The following is a 17,524-nucleotide window of genomic DNA, read 5'->3' on the forward strand; positions in this document are numbered from 1 at the left end:
TCATGGCGGTCTACACCGACGTCAACGAAGGCGAGCTCGGCGCGTTCCTGAAGGCCTATCCAGTCGGCGATCTCCTGTCCTACAAGGGCATAGCCGAAGGCACCGAGAACTCGAACTTCCTGCTGCACACGACCAGCGGCTCCTACATCCTGACGCTCTACGAAAAGCGCGTCGACAAGGCCGACCTGCCGTTCTTCCTCGGCCTCATGAGCCATCTCGCCAGGAAGGGCATTTCCTGCCCGCTTCCGGTGACCGCGCATGATGGCGACGTCATCGGAACGCTTGCCGGCCGGCCGGCGGTCATCATCACCTTCCTCGAAGGCGTTTCGCTGCGGCGGCCGACATCAGCGCACTGCGGCGAGGTCGGCAAGGCGCTGGCGGCGCTGCATCTGGCCGGCGCCGACTTTCCGATGACCCGTCCGAATGCCCTTGCCATCGATGGCTGGCGCAAGCTGTGGAGCGCCTCTCGCCCTCGCGCCGACGAGGTCGAGCCGGGACTGGCGGCCGAGGTCGATGCCGACTTCGCTGATTTCGAGAGGAACTGGCCGAACGGCCTGCCGGAAGGCATCATCCATGCCGATCTTTTCCCCGACAACGTCTTCTTCCTCGGCGAGAAACTGTCGGGGCTGATCGACTTCTATTTCGCCTGCAACGATCTCTACGCCTATGATGTCGCTACCTGCCTCAATGCCTGGTGCTTCGAGAAGGATTTTTCCTTCAACCTGACCAAGGGCACGGCGCTGCTTGCCGGCTACCAAAGCGTGCGGTCCTTGAGCGGCGAAGAGAAAACTGCGCTGCCGATGCTGGCGCGCGGCTCGGCACTGCGCTTCATGCTGACCCGGCTTTACGACTGGCTGATCATTGCCAACGGCGGGCTGGTCGTGAAACGCGATCCGACCGAATATATCAGGCGTATGCGTTTCCACCGGGCGATCAAATCTCCTTCCGAATACGGACTGACATGACCAAGCGTGTCGAAATCTTTACCGATGGTGCCTGTTCGGGCAATCCGGGGCCTGGCGGCTGGGGGGCTGTCCTGCGCTTCAAGGGCGTCACGAAGGAACTGTCGGGCGGCGAGGCTGCTACCACCAACAACCGCATGGAACTTTTGGCCGCCATCTCGGCGCTCAATGCGCTGAAAGAACCCTGTGCGGTCGATCTTTATACCGACAGCAACTATGTCAAGGACGGCATTTTCAGCTGGATCGACGGCTGGAAGCGCAACGGCTGGAAGACCGCTGCCAGGCAACCGGTGAAGAATGCCGAACTGTGGCAGGCGCTCGACGAGGCGCGCAACCGTCATCAGGTGATCTGGCATTGGGTCAAGGGCCATGCCGGCCATCCGGAGAACGAGCGTGCCGACGAATTGGCGCGGCTCGGCATGGCGCCGTTCAAGAACAAGACGGCCAGGCCCGCGCCCGTTTCGGCTGGGGAAAACACCCAAGCCAAACAGCCGGCAGCCAGGAAATTGCGCCGCTCGACCCAAAGCTACTGACCAGTCTGGGCTACTGACCAGTCTGGACTACTGACCAGTCTGGTCCGCCATATTCAGCGGATCAGCAGCGCTGTGCCGAAAAGTCCGAGCGCGAACACAGAATGCGATACGAGGTTGAGGGCGCGGATCTGCATCGGGTTGGGGCGCTTTGACGCGGCCCAGCCGGCGCCCATGCCGGGCGCCAGCAGGAACCAGCCGGCGCCTACGGTGACGATGCCGAGGATGAAGGCCGGCAGGAAGGTCGGCGCGGCCAGCCACGCCGCTCCCGCCAAAACGGCCAGAACGATGCCGTAGACGATGCCCACAAAATAGTGGAAGGCCCAGCCCAGCGCCGATTCATGTGCATAGGGTGCTGCCTCGCCGATATCGTCATGGAAGACCTTGCCGTCCCTCAGGTGCCAGACCCAGCGACCAACCAGTCCCCAGTTCGGCCGTGGCTGAGCAAACACCGTGTTCAGGAAAATCGCCCAGAGGTCCATGAGCGCCGTGGCGCCGATGCCGATCGCCACAGCGCGCCAGAAGTGGTCAAACATCATTGAGGTCCCCTAAAAGCAGGCAATTCCCGAACAGCGTTCTTTGCACGCCCAATTGGACGCGCGGCTGCCGAAACGAGCGCGATCGTCAGGCCAAGGACCGCGGCAACCTCGGCCTATGCTGTCGCCAAAACGGAAAGCTGTCCGAGAATGTGAGCAGCACCGGATTCATCAACGCCAGGCTTTGTCTCGACATTGAGCGCGGCGACCTTGCCGTCGTCGACGATCATCGAAAACCGCTTCGAGCGCAGCCCCATGCCACCGCCGGAAAGGTCGGCGTCGAGACCGATCGACTTGACGAAATCGCCATTGCCGTCGGCAAGATAGAGGATCTTGCCTTCACCGCCGCTGAAGCGGGCCCAGGCGCCCATTACGTGAACATCGTTGACGGCGACGACGGCGATGGTGTCGACGCCGCGCGCCAGGATGGCGTCGTAATTATCCAGAAAGCCGGGCAGATGGTTGTTGGAGCAGGTCGGCGTGAAAGCGCCGGGAACAGCGAACAGCACCACCTTCTTTCCCGAGAAAATCTCGGCCGTCGTGATCGCTTTTGCGCTGTCGGCAGTCATCGTCTTGAAGGTCGCTTGGGGCAGCTTGTCGCCAACGGCAATCATCATCGTGGTCCTCGTTTTGACAAATGGAAGGGAGTGTCCTTGCGATAGCGAATTCAGCCGTTTCCCGCAACTGTCGGGGTGGCCGGAGCAAGGGATGTTCGATCTGAACATCCCTTGCTGGGGATCAAGGGAACGGCAGCAGGCCTTCGACGGCGCCGGCCGCAGTTGTCAGCGTGTAGTAAAGTCCGCCATCCGTCGGCGTCGTCGTCGGTCTGTCGAGGATCGGCACGGTAAACACCAGCTTGCCGTCCTTTTCGCTGCGGGCCGGCACGCCGAACATGTAGTCCCGCTCGCCGGCGACGAAGAAATCCGCTGCTCTGGGATTGCCCGGAAAGCTCGCCTCGACAATCAGTGTCGCGCGGTCGCCCGGCAGGATATTGACGCCGAAATCGGGTCTTGCGGGAGCAGGCAGCGTTGCAAGCGCCGCCTTCACCAAAGCGGCGTCTTCGACATTGTCCGGATCGGAGCCCGGATCGATGGTCAGCTTTGTTTGCACCGGGATGCAGATCGTCTCACAAATTCCGAGAAAGATATCGGCAACGATGACGGCCGGCTCGTTCGGCGCCGACAGCGTGAACGTTACCGGCAGCGAAACCGGATGGTCGTAGCCGGCCCATTTGCCGGAGCCGTCGTCGTGGCGCTGGGGTGGTGGAAACGAAAACGTCGCGTTGGCAATGTTGGTGCTGGCCGAGATATCGATTTGCGGCGGCACGCCCGCGTCGCCCGGATCGCGCCAGTAGGTTTTCCAGCCAGGCTTGAGCGAAATATCGAGGACGCCATGGATGCGTCCGGCTGTGTCGGGCTTGCCGCTGGTCACAAGGCGTACTTTGCCGCCTTCGCTTTCATACCAGATCGACGAGGAGGCTGCGGCGGGAAGACCGGTTCCACATCCGACAGCGGCGCTGAGCAACAGGACCTTCAAGCTTTGCATGGCGGTGATTTGAGCGTCCGTTCATGGCTGCGCAATGACTTCATGGCGTCGCTGCTATCATATTTGCGTGACCTCGGGCACAGCTTTGCGTGCCTTGGATGCACATCTGCGACCAAATCGCGCGCGGCGCATCTTTTCGGCGCTCCAGAAACGCGTTACGCTCCCCTCATGGACTTGTTGCGCCACAAGAAGATGGCTGCGGGACGCGGCTTTCTCGACGACCAGTTCCTGATTGCCATGCCCGGCATGAAGGACGACCGCTTCACGCGCTCCGTCATCTATATTTGCGCGCACAGCGACGAAGGCGCGATGGGCCTGGTCATCAACCAGACACAGCAGATGCTGTTTCCGGATCTGCTCGTGCAACTCGGCATCATGAACGAACAGGAGGCGATCCGCTTGCCCGCGCAGGCCCGCGACTTCGTCGTCCGCAACGGCGGACCGGTGGACCGCAGCCGCGGCTTCGTCCTGCATTCGGGCGACTACCGGGTGGAATCGTCGCTGGCCGTCTCCGACGACATTTGCCTGACCGCGACCGTCGACATATTGCGCGCCATTTCGTCGGGCCGCGGGCCTCGGCACGCGCTGATGGCGCTCGGCTATTCGGGCTGGGGCGCCGGTCAGCTGGAAAGCGAAATCGCCGAGAACGGTTGGCTGACCTGCCCGGCAAATGCGGAGCTTCTGTTCGATACTGACATCGAGCGCAAATACGACCGGATACTCGCTTCGATCGGTATCGACCTCGCGCATCTCAGCCTGGCCGCCGGTCACGCCTAATGCATGTCGCGCAAAAGTGTGTAGCGGTTTTGCGATAGCGACATGCATAAAACGACAACCTAAAGCGCGTCGCGTGAGGCCGATCAACGCGACGCGCTTTAGAAGTGAAAACCCGATACCTGGCTGGTTACCGCCGCATTGCCATCGCCAGCCGTTTGCCCAGATCGTAGACGAGATTCTCGAAACCCGACGTCCAGGACAGGTCAGCCTGTTTCACGCGCGTTTCGACATCGCTGTATTTGCCGATGCGGGCTTCCAGGAAGGAGCGCAGGCGCTGGTGAAACTGGCCGACGGTGAGCTGTTTTCCCTCGGCCTTGAAGATCGCAATATTGAAGCGTGCCGCCTTGGGGAAGATTGTGCTGGCCGTGGCATTGGGCTTCTCATCGGCATTCGACAGGAGCGCTGCTGCCCCGTTGGTGCCAAGGAAATGGGGGAGGTAGAGATCCCTTTCATCCATGGCCTTCTCAAGACGAGCTTCGATGCGTTGCTTGGCCGCAAGAAGGTTCTTGGCCGCAAGTGCCGCCGACAGATAGGGATCGCGCCTGAATTCAAGGATGCGCTGTTCTTCGGCCTTGTCCTCGACGAAATGGTATTCGCGTTTGCCCTCGGGGCGGGTCCGTATCAGTTCCGCTTCGTCGCCCAGGCCGAATTCTGCACCGTGCTTCTTCACCGCCTCGAGCCATGTCTGGTCGAGGAATTGCATAAGACCAAGCGCCGACCCTTTAGACGGGCGATTGTTGATGTCGAAGGAGGATTCCTTTTCGGCGATCGCAAAAAGCGTATCGGCAGGAAATTGGGTGTCCTTGGCTGCACGAAGGATTTCGCTGGCGATGTGCTGCGACACCTTATACTCGCCGAACTCGTGGATCGACATGCCGATGACGATCTGTTCCGCGCCTTCGGAAAGGATGGAGACGGTGCCCTTCAATGCCTCGGCCAGCGTGCGTTCTCCCTCGCGTCCAGAGGTCGATATGGTGTCTGGATCGATGATGTCGAACTCGGGCGCGGCCGAGGGGAAACTCAGAGCCGAGAACGGAACAGCAGTGGCAACCGCGGCTTCGGTCACGCCGTTGACCAGGACTCCCGAATAGACCGGCCATGGCATGGCTGCCACGGTCGCCGCCAGGCCAAGCCCCGCCATCCTTTTCGAGAAAGGCCGTCCGCCCGAAAGGACGAAGGCTCCGCAAGCAAAGAATTCAAATCTTCTTTGGAGTGACGCCAGGTCCCCCTCCGTTCCTTGTCTAGCCGCCCAGATATTTTGGGGCAGGTCTATTTCCAACGTTGAGCCGTCAACGTCGAAAAAGACAAGAAGAACGGTCAGTGCTTCATTCAACTAGTCATGGATAATGGCGGCACAATGGCCACAGTGCGGCAAAATAATTCGAAATGTAAAACAAGCTGGTTTAATCGAGGGCTGCGTAGCCGATGCGTTGCTTGTGAAGCCCCTCGATTGGCGAGCAGAAATTTCCCTGAGGTGGTCTGCCCTCGACCGCAGCCGGGCAATCCTTTCGGTTCTCGAACGGCAGATTGTGAATGAGCAGCCATTCTCGTCACAATACTCGATCGAACCAGATCTCCGTTGGTGAGAGATCATTTAGCCTTTGGCTGTCGCCAGATTGGTGCTGAGCTCGAAGGCCAGTCCCGACCCGATGGTGTATGGTTGCAGCACGGGCGCACTCTCGCTCACGATCGCCTCCACGACGCGCTTGCGTTCCTGATCACCCAAATCCTTGGCTAAGGAACTCATCCCGACCAGCGCCATCGTATTCAAATGCAGGAAAGGCACGCCTTCCCCGAAATGGATGGTGCGCGAAACAATCCTCGATCGGACCTCGTGGAAGCCGGCGTCTCGCAGCAGTACCGTTGATCGGCGATGGCGCCCAGATGGCGCTCCGCGACGCGGCGCAGTTCGCGAAAGAACGGGATTTCGTCGTCCGGGCGCCACGTGGCGATCGCCAGCCTGCCGCCCTTCGTCAGCGCGCGACGCATCTGCGCCGCCGCCGCGGGTTTGTCAGGAAAGAACTGCAGTCCTTGCTGGCAGACGACCACGTCGAACGTCTCACCACTACGCAGAGGCAACTCGCCGGCATTGCCCTGGCGCCAGTCGATGGCTAGTTCTACAGCCCGCGCCACGGCAAGCATGTCCGCGCTGACGTCGATACCGACGATAAATCCGGCTCCACCGAGCCGCTCTCTTGCAACGCGCGCCACTATTCCCGTTCCACAAGCGATATCGAGTACGCGATCGCCCGAAGACAATTCCAACTCGTCAAGAGCCATCTCGGCCCATGGACGGAAGAGAGGGCCGACGAGCCACCGCTCGTACATCTCCGGGAAACTTACCTGGTTCATTGCGTAGCTGGGCAAGGTCATGATCGTCCTCCCTCAAATTTCCATCCGACCATTGTGACCCTTCACCCGCGCTAGATCCAACAGGACAACTACCCATCGCACGTGAACAATCTATGCGGCTTTCGGGCAGTCAGGCTCGCATAGGTGAAGCGGCCGGAGAATGAGAGTCCGCGCCTGGCGTTTCGAGGATCCGCAAGGCGCGATCAGGCTCGGCAACGTGGCCCTGACTTCAGGCGTTGCTTTCAGCCGTTTTCAACCGTCTGTAGCGAGCAGGGCGCATGACTGTGGCAGATCTACTTCACCGGCACCAGCAGGTGCCCGCAAGGCGCGTCGGGCCACATTTGGCGCCATAGAATGACGTTTTGCATCGACGAGAAGCGAAAACCTTCAGCGGGCTTTGGACCAGCAGCCAGAGCGCTCCGTCGGGATGGCAACACTCTTCGCATCACGCGGCTTCGCCGCGTGCAAGGGCCGCCGCCTGCTCCAGGCTCACGCCCTTGACCAGGGGGTCAGCGTGCCGATGCACCAAGCGCCATTCCGCCTCTTCGCGGCGATAGACCAAGGTAACCCGCAGCGGCCAATCCTGGGCTGGCAGACCGCCGACCTCGACATGCGGGCGTTCAATGATCGCGAGGACCACCATGTCGGCGGAACCATAGGCTTGAAGAAGTTCGTGCTCGAAGGTGCCGTTCTTGAAAAAGCGGCCCATCGCCTCGATCCGCTCCGCAGTCAGTTCAGCAGCCCGCGTGGGCTTTCCGCCGAATGGAGACATCAGCAGGAAGTCCCCGGTATGTGGGGTCACCTCGTAGTACTTCGTTATCTCCCCGCGCATCAGCGCCGAATTTGCTTCCGCAGACCGCTCGACGAGATCGGCAACCGTCTGGTCCATGGCAGGCTCCGCAAGAGCCTGTGCCGAGGCGTTCGTTAATCTTGCAGTTTGTGACAATGCCACGCCAGCGCTTGCTGCGGCGAGAAGGGAACGTCGTGATACTGGCATGCGGGTGCTCCTGCAGCTGTTTCCGATGCGAAGCGCGCCTTGCGCTGCTCCGCTTGCTCAGGAGATCGCACTTCGATGATGCTGAATCCAGTGATACGATTTCATCGACATGCTGAACAGAATTGATCTCAACCTCCTCGTTCTGTTTGAGATCGTGCCCGACGAGTGCCACGTGGGCCGAGCGGCCGAGAGGTTGAATCTGACGCATCTCAAATCAGCAAAGCTCACGCCTCAGCAATAATCACCTAGCCTGGCCAATCGAACGTCTGGGCAGCTCGGACCATTGCCGCCGTCGCCGGGCTATAGGGCCGGCCCGGAACGCTAGCCAGGGACACCGTGCGTGCCACCGCGGGTTCGATCAGCGGACGCTGCAAAAGTTCAGGCGATGTCACCGAATATTCAGGCATGAAGGCGAAGCCGATCCGCGCCAGCACCATTGATTGGATCCAATCCTCGCGTTCGGAACGAAAACGGGCATAAAGGCTGACGTTTCTTTCCCGGCACGCACCCATCACCAGGTCCCGCATTTCGCAGGACAGACGATCGACATACGGTTCTTGAGAGAGATCGACCAACTTGATTGCATTGAGGCTCGCAAGCCGGTGATCCGGCGCGAATACGACGACGTAACGCTCACTGTAGAGATCATGGACGCGGAACGCCGCTCCCAATCCCTCCAGCGGATTGAGAACGGCAAGATCGAGATCGCCTTGCTCAAGCCTGTTTTTCAGTTCCTGAACGCTCGCCTCGCTCACTTCAAGCTCGACGCCATGATAGTCGCGCTGGAACTTTGCGAGGAACCGGGCGAGTTTCACATGGCCGATGGTCGACATGACGCCGAGGCGGATCGGCACCTGGTTGAGCAGCCTGAAATTGTCGGCAAGCGTTCTGGTTGCGTGGGCCTCCTGCATGATCTGCTGAAGATGCGGCAGAATGGAGCGTCCGAACTCACTCAGGAGGACGCGCCTTCCTTCGCGGTGGAACAAGGGCGCGCCAAGCTCATCCTCGAGCGTCTTGACCGCTTTGGTGAGCGCCGGCTGAGACACGTTGCAATCAGTGGCGGCCTTGGTGAAGTTCAGCATCTTCGCGGCGGCAAGCACGTAGCGGACCTGAAACATCTCCATGGCGAGCCCTCCCGAGGCGGTTCCACGAAACGACATTGTAATCCTTTCATCGATAACTGTCGGCTATCGATCGATAGAAAAAATGTCGTTCTCTTTCGCCCGCCGCTGCATTCAACTCTTGGGGTCACTGTTCACAGGAGGAGAAGGAAATGACTGTCTACATGGTGGAACGCGATCTCAAGGGCATCAGCATGGAAGCGCTGGGAGATGCGCAGAAGGCGGCAATCAGCAAAGCCGCCGAGATGGCCTCCAACGGGACCGACATCAGCTACCTGCGCTCGACCTTCGCACCGGAGGACGGGCGCTGCATGTGCCTGTTTGACGCTGCCTCCGATGTCGACGTGAAGCGTCTAAACGACGAGGCGGGGCTGCCCTATCACAGAATCGTGCCGGCGCTCGATCTCACCCCATAGGGCCGGCGCGATCGGGCTCGTGATGACTGTCCGGGCGGTGTTCTTGCGGAGTTATGCAGCGCGCCAGTTTGAATCTTTGGAACGACGGAAGGGCCAAGTCGTTCGTGCTGCATCGCCAGCCACACGCGTTGCCAGGAGAGTCGGAGCATGTTTGGCAATTCGGGCACCCTTCCTCTGCCTCGCCTGCTTGAGCGTCGTGTGGACACCCTTGCGCAGTCGTTCATGCGCCAGCGGCTCGGATCGCAGATGGACTTCTCGACCCCGCAGGGCGAGCCGGCGCTGTTGCCGCCCAGCTCGGTGTCGTGGCGTATTTTCAAGAACCCGGTTGCGCTGTTCATCGGCGGGGTTACGGCGGTGCTGCTCGAATTGGCAGAGCCGCGGGTTCGCGACGCCATTTGGCAGCACAGCACATTCCGCTCCGACGCGCTCCGACGATTACGGCGCACCGGCCTCGCCGCCTTGGTCACGGTCTACGGTCCCCGGACCAAGGCCAAGGCCATGATTGAAGGTGTCGTCAGGAGGCATGGGCGCGTTTCAGGCCGAACCAGCGAAGGTGAGCCATACCACGCCACCGACCCGGAGTTGCTGGACTGGGTGCAAGCGACGGCCGGGTTTGGCTTCATGGAGGCCTATCACGTCTATGTGCATCGACTGCGTTTTTTCGAACGGGATGCGATGTTTGCCGAGGCTCGCCCCGTCGCGCTTCTCTATGGTGCGGTTGACGCGCCCACGTCGCAGGCCGAGCTTTACGCGCTGTTCGACGTGATGAGGCAAAGACTCGTCGCATCGCCGATCGTCCTGGAATTCCTGCAGATCATGGAAGACGTTCCCGTCTTGCCGGGGGTGGCTCAACCGCTTCAGCGGCCATTTCTGAAGGCGGCTGTCGAGATCCTGCCCCGCTGGGTCCGCAAGCGGTTGGCACTCGGCGACCACTGGACGTTGAATCCGTGGGAGCGTGCTTTTGTGAAGACGACGGCTGCAATCTGCGAGCGCATCGTGCTCCCTTCATCTCCGGCCGTCCAGTCGAGCCGTCGCCTCGGTCTTCCCGAGAACTATCTCTATCGCCGACAGAAGGCACCTAGACACGAGCAGCACGGTCGCGATCATGCGGGATTTGATGCCCGCATAAGGGAAAGCGACGGGTTAAAAGTGCGGCAAGGGCCGCCCTAAGGGCGCGTATCTCGTGTTGGGGAATGTCCAGCGAAGGGCCCGAAAGCGACGATCAGCGGAGCCGGAACTTCCTATCATTTCGACCTGGCAGGCTGTCGGACATGCTCCGCTGGTAGCCGCCCAGCAAGTTCCCTCGCGATCCTGTTCAGGGCGTCGCGAGGCCGGTCCCGCGACGGGCCGCATCGACGCTCCACGCGCCGCCTCCCGCGAAAAAGAAGTACAGGAAAATGAAGCAGTAGAGGATCGACGAGTCGCCCTCGTTGACAACCGGAAAGAAGTTTTGCGGCGCATGCGCCATGAAATAGGCGACCGCCATGTTGCCGGACAGAATGAACGCGACGGGCCGGCTGAAGAGTCCGAGGGCAAGCAGCGCGCCTCCGATCAGCTCGATCAATGCCTGGATCACAATAAGCCCCGACAGTTGCATCGGCTCGGGAGCGGGCGGAAAATTGAAGAGCTTTTGAGTTCCGTGCTCCAGAAACAGCAGCGCTGACATGATCCTCACGACGCTTAACCACACCGGAGCCCAGGCAGAAATCTTGTCGAAATTCATCAGTTGGGCCTCCATCATGACCCGGTGATTCCGGGCAGCAGGCTGAATTATCAGCGGGTCAGCTCTTCGCACCGATTTCGCGAAGTCGGTATGATGCACAGCGCGAGCCGTAAACCAATACTCCCAGTTCACAGTCGCGTGACCGCCGGTCGTACTTTTGATGGAGTGCCGAGCCGCGGGAGCTGAGACCTTGCCGATGCGCTCCAGCGGGTGCCAATCGCCAGGCTCATGCCGCCCAAAAAGGGCAGCGGTTTTGGGACAACGACATGAACAAGATCAAGCCCGGGTCAGCGGATACTGTTCCTTCAGCGTCCTCAGCACCTGATCGCCGGGCATCGGCGCGCCGAACATGAAGCTCTGCACATATTCGCAGCCCATCTGGCGCAGCTCGAGCGCATCGCTTTCGTCCGAAATGCCCTCGGCCACGACCGAAAGGCCGAGTTCATGCGCCATGTTGACCATCGATTTGAGCAGCACCGCGCGCTTCGGTGTGGTGTCGTCGACAAAGCTCTTGTCGATCTTGATCGTGTCGAAGGGAAAGCGCGTCAGATAGGCCAGCGATGAGTAGCCGGTGCCGAAATCGTCCAGCGACAGGCCGATGCCAAGCTTCTTCAGCTTGTTCAGCACATGGGCTGTCTGCTCGGGATTGTCCATCACCAGCGATTCGGTGAGCTCGAGCCGGAAACAGCGCGGCTTCAGATTGGCCCGCGCGATCACCGACCGGACGTCGCTGACCAGATCGCGGCGGATGAGCTGTCGGCTGGACAGGTTGACCGAAACCGACAGCGGCGCGTCGCCGATCTGCTTTTGCCATCCCGCCAGATCTTCGGCGGCCTGTTGCATGGCGAACAAGCCAAGCTGCACGATCAGGCCGCAGCTCTCGGCGACCGGGATGAAATCGCCTGGCGGGATCATGCCGCGACGCGGATGATCCCAGCGCAAAAGCGCCTCGAAGCCGGCAACACTGCCGTCTTCCAGCCGCACGATGGGCTGGTAGGCGAGTGTGAATTCGCGCCGTTCGATGGCGCGGCGCAGGTCGGACTCGAACTGCAGCCGGTCGGTGCCGACGGTCCGAAAGGCGGGTCGGAACGGTTCGATCCTGTCGCCGCCAAAACGCTTGGCCTGGTGCATGGCAAGCTCGGCGTCCTTGACCATGTCCTCGGCCGAACTCTGCGCCGAGGTCCAGGTGACCAGACCGATCGAGGCGGTCAGCACGATCTCGCGTTTGGCAAAGGTAATCGGATTGTTGATCGCATGCTTGATGGCATCGGCAACGGCTGCAATGCGGGCCGGGTCCTGCTCGGAAAGCAGCATCAGCGCGAACTGGTCGCCGGCAAAGCGCGACAGCGAATCCTTCGGCTTGAGCAGCCGGTGCAACCGGCGCGCAACAGTGAGCAGGATGGTATCGCCGGCCGAGATGCCGAGCCCGTCATTGACCTGCTTGAACCGGTCGATGTCGATGACGAAGACGGTGGGACGGACCTTCTCTTCGGTGCGCGCGATCGAGATGATCGCCTCCAGCCGGTTCATAAGCAATTCGCGGTTCGGCAGGCCGGTCAGATTGTCGTGCACGGCATCGTGCAACAGCCTCTCCTCGGACTTCTTCTGCTCCGTCACGTCGACCATGGTGCCGACGCAGCGGATGACCTCGCCGTCCGATCCGATCACCGGCCGGGCGCGCAGCGAAAACCAGTGATAGTGCCCGTCGGCGCCGCGCAGGCGGAAACTCTGCGACACCCGGCCGCGCCGGTGTTCGAGCACCACGTCGAGCGTCGTACGGAAGGTGTCGCGGTCGTCGGCATGGAGTACCGGCAGCCAGTTGCGGGCAGCGCCGCCCAGGCTGTCGGGCGCAAGGCCAAGCTGGATGCTGACATCCGGCCTGGTGACGACGCGGTCGCGCATCACGTCCCAGTCCCACACCGTGTCGCCCGATCCGGCCACGGCCAGCGCCTGCCGTTCGAGATCGGAGAACAGGCCCTGATGCAGCGCACCGCCGGCAAAGGCGTGCTGCATGACGGTGAAGCCAATAAGCAGGATGATGAGGATCAGCCCGCCGCCCAGTGCCGGCTGGGCGATGTCGTTGTCGAGCATGCCGGTGATCGCCATCCACGACCCGCATAGCCACAACAGGACCATGACCCAACTGGGCACCAGCATGATGGCACGGTCGTAGCCGCGTATGCCGAGGAAGATGATCAGGCCGAGGCCGGTCAGCGCGGTGGCGGCGAAGGACAGCCTGGCGATGCCGGCGGCGACCGCCGGGTCGACGATTGCGACGCCGGCGATCAGCAGCAGCCCCAGAATCCAGACCAGAGCGCCGTAGCTGAAATGGCCGTGCCATCGGTTAAGGTTGAGATAGGCGAACAGGAACACCACGAACGTCGCCGCAAGCGCCACCTCCGTTCCTGCCCGCCACATCTGCTCGTTGCCGGGAGATATTTCCAGGACCTTGTTGAGAAAGCCGAAATCGATGCAGATATAGGCGAGCACCGCCCAGGCGAGCGCTGCGGTTGCCGGGAACATCGAGGTCCCCTTGACGACGAAAAGGATGGTCAGGAACAGCGCCAGGAGGCCGGCGATGCCGATGACGATGCCGCGAAACAGCGTGTAGGAATTGACCGAATCCTTGTAGGATTCCGGCTCCCAAAGATAGACCTGCGGCAGTTTGGGCGACGCCAGTTCGGCAATGAAGGTGATCACCGTTCCGGGGTTCAGCGTCACCCGGAACACATCAGCGTCGGGGCTGCTCTGGCGGTCGAGCGCGAAGCCCTCGCTGGGCGTGATCGCGGCAATGCGGGTCGAGCCGAGATCCGGCCAGAAGATACCGGAATTCACCAGCCGGAAATGCGGTGCGACGATCAGCCTGTCGAGCTGCTGGTCGGTGGTGTTGGCAAGCGCGAACACCGCCCAGTCGCCGGTCGAGCGCGCATCATTGGCCTCGACCTCGATGCGCCGCACGATGCCGTCCGGTCCCGGAGCCGTCGACACCTGAAAATTCTCGCCCTGGTTGCGGTATATTTCGACGGCGCCCGAAAGGTCGAGCGCCACATCGTCGCGGGCAATCTTGATCGGTTCGACGGCGAAGGCCGAGGACGCCGCGCAGAGCACGACGATTGCCGTCAGCACAAAGGCGAACAACGACCCGATTCGCAGGAAATTCGTCAAAATCAGTCCTTCGTTTCCGCGCCCGGCGGATCGTCCTCGATCCGGGCGTAGAGGTAGTGGTCCTGCCAGATGCCGTTGATCCTGAGATAGGATCGGAGAAGTCCTTCGCGCCGGAATCCGGCTTTTTCAAGCACGCGGATCGACCGGGCGTTGTCGGGAATACAGGCAGCTTCGATCCGGTGCAACCTCAGCGTATCGAAGGCGAAGCGCGTCACCACCTTGACCGCGTCGGTCATCAGGCCACGGCCGCTGTAGCGCTCGCCGATCCAGTAGCCGATATGGCCGCTTTGCGCGACGCCGTGGCGGATATTGCCGAGGGTGATTCCACCGACAAGCTTGGCGTTGCTTTTGTCGAAGATGAAGAAGGCTATGGCCGTTCCCTGCGCATAGTCTTCGCGATAGCGGCTGAGGCGATGCCGCCAGGCCGTGCGGTCGAGCTCGTCGGGGTTCCAGCGCGGCTCCCACGGCTCCAGGAAGGCGCGGCTTTCCCCGCGCAGCACCGACCATTCACGATAGTCGTTGGTCAGCGGCACGCGCAGCGTGACCCGGTCACCCTTCAGTGCCGGCAGGTCACGGCGAAAGAAAGGGAGCGCGAACATGACGCTTTGATGGACTTAGCCGGCGAGCTTTCGGGCCGTGGTCTGCGTGCCCGAAAGCGACTCGAGGACCGCCTCATAGGGAGCGAGCGTGCCCACCGGTCCGACGGCAGTCAGCGTCGGCTTGGTCGAAAACAGCCGTGACGACAGGTCCGTCAACCGCTCGACCGTCAACGCCGACAGCCGTTCCATCAGCTCTTCCTTGGCGATCGGCCGGCCGAACAGAAGCATTTGCCGGGCGATCTGCGAGGCGCGGCTGGCTGGGCTTTCGGCAGACATGATCAGTCCTGCACGGTACTGGGCGCGTGCCCGGTCGAGTTCCTCCTGCAGGATGGTCTCGCCGACCTTCTGCAACTCGCCGATGACCACCGGCACCAATTCGGCGATATCGCTCTGCCCGGTCGCGGCATGGACGCCGAATATGCCGGTATCGGAAAAACCCCAGTGGAAGGCATAGACCGAATAGCACAGCCCGCGCTTTTCGCGGACCTCCTGGAAAAGACGCGACGACATCCCGCCGCCAAGGATCATCGACAGGACCTGCGAGGCGTAGAAGTCGCGTACATGATAGGCGCGGCCCTCGAACCCCAGCACGATCTGCGCGTCCATCAGGTCGCGGTCCTCGCGGAAATCGCCGCCGACATATTGCGCATATTGCGGCATGGTGTTGTCGGACTTGCTGCGGAAACCGCCGAGATGCTTCTCGACCTCGCGCACGAAGTTGTCGTGCTTGATGTCGCCGGCGGCAACGACCACCATGCGCTCGGCGCCATATTGCCGTTCGATGAATTTGTGCAATTGCTTCGAGGTGAAGGATTTGACGGTTTCCGGCGTGCCGAGGATGGAGCGGCCGATCGTCTGGTGGCGGAAGGCCGTCTCGGTGAAGTGGTCGAAGACGACGTCGTCGGGTGTATCGTGTGCGGCGCCGATCTCCTGCAGGATCACATGCTGCTCGCGCTCCAGCTCCTGGGGGTCGAACTCGGATTCCTGCAGGATGTCGGACAGGATATCGACGGCCAGGGGCACGTCGTCGCTCAGCACCCTGGCATAATAGGAGGTGGTCTCGACACTGGTGGCGGCATTGATCTCGCCGCCGACATCCTCGATTTCGGAGGCGATCTCGAAGGCGCTGCGCCTTCTGGTTCCCTTGAACGCCATGTGTTCAAGCAGGTGGGCCATCCCGTGCTCTTCGCTACGCTCATTGCGGGCGCCTGATTTGATCCAGGCGCCAAGAGCGACGGATTCGAGGCTTGGAAGGGTTTCGGTGGCGACTGTCAGGCCGTTCGACAGACGGCTTACCTCAACACCCATATAGCTGATACTCCCTAATTTGCCGCCCGCGTGTGGCGGCTAACATAATCTTCCACCATTTTCAGGTCGGATGGAAGTACCGTGTATTTTTCCTCTGAAGTCATCAACCCGCCTAGCCATGCGGGCAGGGCAGGCGACACGCCGCTGGACGCTTCGACGGCGGCCGGGAACTTTGCCGGATGGGCGGTGCCCAGCACCACCATGGGCACGGCATTGGTGGCTCTTGCAACCGCAACGTGCATGGCCGCGGCCGTGTGCGGGTCGAGCAGATAGTTGCTGGCTGCGAGCGTCGAGCGGATCGTGGCGGCGACTTCGTCCATGGTCGAGCGGCCGGCGTCGAATTCGGAGCGGATCCTGGCGATCTCGCCCGCTTCGATGGTGAAGGCGCCGGACTGCTTGAGGCCGCTCATGTAGCGCCGCACGGTCGAGGCGTCGCGGCCGGCCGCCTCGAACAGCAAGCGCTCGAAATTCGAAGAGACCTGGATGTCCATCGACGGCGACGTGGTCGAAAAGACGCCTTTCGTGCGGTACTCGCCGCTCGACAGCGTGCGCGCCAGAATGTCGTTGTCGTTGGTTGCGATGATCAGCCGCTCGATCGGCAGCCCCATCCTCTTGGCGGCGTAGCCGGCGAAGATGTCGCCGAAATTGCCGGTCGGCACGGTGAACGAAATCGGCCGGTCGGGCGCGCCGAGCGACAGCGCCGATGAGAAGTAATAGACGATCTGGGCCATGATGCGGGCCCAGTTGATCGAATTGACGCCGGACAGCGATACTCGGTCGCGAAAACCGTGATCGTTGAACATGTCCTTCACCAGGCCCTGACAATCGTCGAAATTGCCGTCGACCGCCAGTGCATGGACATTTGCGGCGATGGACGTCGTCATCTGCCGCTGCTGCACCGGCGAGACCCGGCCGTGCGGGAAAAGAACGAAGATGTCGGTGCGGTTGCGCCCGGCGAAGGCATCGATGGCGGCCCCGCCGGTATCGCCGGAGGTGGCGCCGACAATGCTGGCGCGCTGGCCGCGTTCGGCAAGCACATGGTCCATCAGCCGGGCGAGAAGCTGCATGGCGACGTCCTTGAAGGCAAGCGTCGGGCCATGGAAGAGTTCCAGAACGAACATGTTCGAGCCGGTCTGCACCAGCGGGCAGACCGCCTCGTGACGGAACGTCGCATAGGCTTCGCGCACCAGGCGTTCGAACACCGGCATCGCGATCTCGCCGCCGAGAAACGGCGACAGCACGCGGATGGCGAGGTCGGGATAGGCAAGGCCGCGCATCGCGCGGATCTCAGCTGCCGAAAACTGCGGCCAGATATCAGGCACATAAAGTCCGCCATCACGCGCCAAGCCCGCCAGCACAGCGTCGGAAAATCCAAGCACGGGCGCTTCCCCGCGGGTGCTCACATATCGCATCGTCATGTTCCATTGCTGCCGGGCGGTACTGTCCGCGGCAAAGTGGTTAATTTCCGTACTTGCTCAGTCGCATTTTTGCCG

At 61.5% G+C, this 17,524-nt stretch carries 18 protein-coding genes and 1 pseudogene; 6 read left to right on the top strand and 13 right to left on the bottom strand.

Annotation, left to right across the window (positions count from 1 at the left end):
• Positions 1 to 2 precede the first annotated feature (2 nt).
• Together AC0L2Z_RS01865 and rnhA are read left to right on the top strand one after the other, a co-directional pair.
• Positions 3 to 965: a homoserine kinase gene (locus AC0L2Z_RS01865; RefSeq protein ID WP_473626415.1), complete on the top strand. Its 963-nt coding sequence runs from the start codon at positions 3 to 5 to the stop codon at positions 963 to 965.
• Positions 962 to 1,495 carry a ribonuclease HI gene (rnhA, locus tag AC0L2Z_RS01870; protein WP_023799316.1) on the top strand — a complete coding sequence of 178 codons (534 nt, stop codon included), beginning with the start codon at positions 962 to 964 and terminating at the stop codon, positions 1,493 to 1,495. The genes AC0L2Z_RS01865 and rnhA overlap by 4 nt, the downstream gene beginning before the upstream one ends.
• 53 nt (positions 1,496 to 1,548) lie before the next feature.
• On the opposite strand, the gene AC0L2Z_RS01875 is transcribed toward rnhA, so the two are convergent.
• From AC0L2Z_RS01875 to AC0L2Z_RS01885, 3 genes are all read right to left on the bottom strand, one after another.
• Entirely contained in the window at positions 1,549 to 2,028 is a 480-nt protein-coding gene (locus AC0L2Z_RS01875; RefSeq protein ID WP_473626620.1) for a DUF2938 domain-containing protein, read from the bottom strand.
• A 116-nt stretch (positions 2,029 to 2,144) separates the two neighbouring features.
• A complete protein-coding gene (locus tag AC0L2Z_RS01880) occupies positions 2,145 to 2,645 on the bottom strand; it encodes a peroxiredoxin (protein WP_027152367.1) in 501 nt (166 codons plus the stop codon).
• A gap of 121 nt (positions 2,646 to 2,766) precedes the next feature.
• Positions 2,767 to 3,573, bottom strand: coding sequence for a protein-disulfide reductase DsbD domain-containing protein (locus AC0L2Z_RS01885; RefSeq protein WP_473626416.1), 807 nt, complete (start codon positions 3,571 to 3,573; stop codon positions 2,767 to 2,769).
• 168 nt (positions 3,574 to 3,741) lie between these two features.
• On the opposite strand from AC0L2Z_RS01885, the gene AC0L2Z_RS01890 reads away from it, so the two are divergent.
• The gene (locus tag AC0L2Z_RS01890; protein ID WP_023799312.1) at positions 3,742 to 4,350 is read left to right on the top strand and encodes a YqgE/AlgH family protein; all 609 of its coding nucleotides are present in this window, start codon (positions 3,742 to 3,744) and stop codon (positions 4,348 to 4,350) included.
• 127 nt (positions 4,351 to 4,477) lie between these two features.
• Here the strand turns inward: AC0L2Z_RS01890 and AC0L2Z_RS01895 are convergent, their stop codons facing one another.
• The 4 genes from AC0L2Z_RS01895 to AC0L2Z_RS01910 all read right to left on the bottom strand — a co-directional run bounded on the left by AC0L2Z_RS01895 (position 4,478) and on the right by AC0L2Z_RS01910 (position 7,591).
• The gene (locus AC0L2Z_RS01895) at positions 4,478 to 5,455 is read right to left on the bottom strand and encodes a transglycosylase SLT domain-containing protein (RefSeq protein WP_473626622.1); all 978 of its coding nucleotides are present in this window, start codon (positions 5,453 to 5,455) and stop codon (positions 4,478 to 4,480) included.
• A 489-nt stretch (positions 5,456 to 5,944) separates the two neighbouring features.
• Positions 5,945 to 6,136 (bottom strand): hypothetical protein, encoded by a 192-nt coding sequence (locus AC0L2Z_RS01900; RefSeq protein WP_473626418.1) that lies wholly within the window; start codon positions 6,134 to 6,136, stop codon positions 5,945 to 5,947.
• Positions 6,118 to 6,723: a class I SAM-dependent methyltransferase gene (locus AC0L2Z_RS01905; RefSeq protein ID WP_473626419.1), complete on the bottom strand. Its 606-nt coding sequence runs from the start codon at positions 6,721 to 6,723 to the stop codon at positions 6,118 to 6,120. Before AC0L2Z_RS01905 ends, AC0L2Z_RS01900 begins: the two co-directional genes overlap by 19 nt.
• Positions 6,724 to 7,147: 424 nt before the next feature.
• A complete protein-coding gene (locus tag AC0L2Z_RS01910; protein ID WP_473626421.1) occupies positions 7,148 to 7,591 on the bottom strand; it encodes a nuclear transport factor 2 family protein in 444 nt (147 codons plus the stop codon).
• Positions 7,592 to 7,808: 217 nt separating this feature from the next.
• On the opposite strand from AC0L2Z_RS01910, the pseudogene AC0L2Z_RS01915 reads away from it, so the two are divergent.
• Positions 7,809 to 7,904, top strand: a pseudogene (locus AC0L2Z_RS01915) (LysR family transcriptional regulator); the annotation flags it as partial.
• A gap of 40 nt (positions 7,905 to 7,944) precedes the next feature.
• On the opposite strand, the gene AC0L2Z_RS01920 reads toward AC0L2Z_RS01915, so the two are convergent.
• Positions 7,945 to 8,859 carry a LysR family transcriptional regulator gene (locus tag AC0L2Z_RS01920; RefSeq protein WP_128167658.1) on the bottom strand — a complete coding sequence of 305 codons (915 nt, stop codon included), beginning with the start codon at positions 8,857 to 8,859 and terminating at the stop codon, positions 7,945 to 7,947.
• Between the two features lie 113 nt (positions 8,860 to 8,972).
• On the opposite strand from AC0L2Z_RS01920, the gene AC0L2Z_RS01925 reads away from it, so the two are divergent.
• Positions 8,973 to 9,236 carry a DUF4242 domain-containing protein gene (locus AC0L2Z_RS01925; protein ID WP_128245646.1) on the top strand — a complete coding sequence of 88 codons (264 nt, stop codon included), beginning with the start codon at positions 8,973 to 8,975 and terminating at the stop codon, positions 9,234 to 9,236.
• A gap of 147 nt (positions 9,237 to 9,383) precedes the next feature.
• Positions 9,384 to 10,406: an oxygenase MpaB family protein gene (locus tag AC0L2Z_RS01930; protein ID WP_473626422.1), complete on the top strand. Its 1,023-nt coding sequence runs from the start codon at positions 9,384 to 9,386 to the stop codon at positions 10,404 to 10,406.
• Positions 10,407 to 10,551: 145 nt separating this feature from the next.
• Here AC0L2Z_RS01930 and AC0L2Z_RS01935 read toward each other — a convergent pair whose 3' ends face one another.
• The 5 genes from AC0L2Z_RS01935 to thrC all read right to left on the bottom strand — a co-directional run bounded on the left by AC0L2Z_RS01935 (position 10,552) and on the right by thrC (position 17,443).
• The gene (locus AC0L2Z_RS01935; RefSeq protein ID WP_473626424.1) at positions 10,552 to 10,959 is read right to left on the bottom strand and encodes a DoxX family protein; all 408 of its coding nucleotides are present in this window, start codon (positions 10,957 to 10,959) and stop codon (positions 10,552 to 10,554) included.
• A gap of 276 nt (positions 10,960 to 11,235) precedes the next feature.
• Positions 11,236 to 14,124 (bottom strand): EAL domain-containing protein, encoded by a 2,889-nt coding sequence (locus tag AC0L2Z_RS01940; RefSeq protein WP_419696267.1) that lies wholly within the window; start codon positions 14,122 to 14,124, stop codon positions 11,236 to 11,238.
• 2 nt (positions 14,125 to 14,126) lie between these two features.
• Entirely contained in the window at positions 14,127 to 14,723 is a 597-nt protein-coding gene (locus AC0L2Z_RS01945; RefSeq protein ID WP_027152377.1) for a GNAT family N-acetyltransferase, read from the bottom strand.
• Positions 14,724 to 14,738: 15 nt separating this feature from the next.
• Positions 14,739 to 16,031, bottom strand: coding sequence for a M16 family metallopeptidase (locus AC0L2Z_RS01950; protein ID WP_027152378.1), 1,293 nt, complete (start codon positions 16,029 to 16,031; stop codon positions 14,739 to 14,741).
• A 14-nt stretch (positions 16,032 to 16,045) separates the two neighbouring features.
• Complete coding sequence (gene thrC, locus AC0L2Z_RS01955; RefSeq protein ID WP_473626623.1) at positions 16,046 to 17,443, bottom strand: threonine synthase; 1,398 nt, start codon at positions 17,441 to 17,443, stop codon at positions 16,046 to 16,048.
• Between the last annotated feature and the right edge of the window lie 81 nt (positions 17,444 to 17,524).

This window comes from Mesorhizobium sp. WSM4850, from assembly GCF_055811735.1.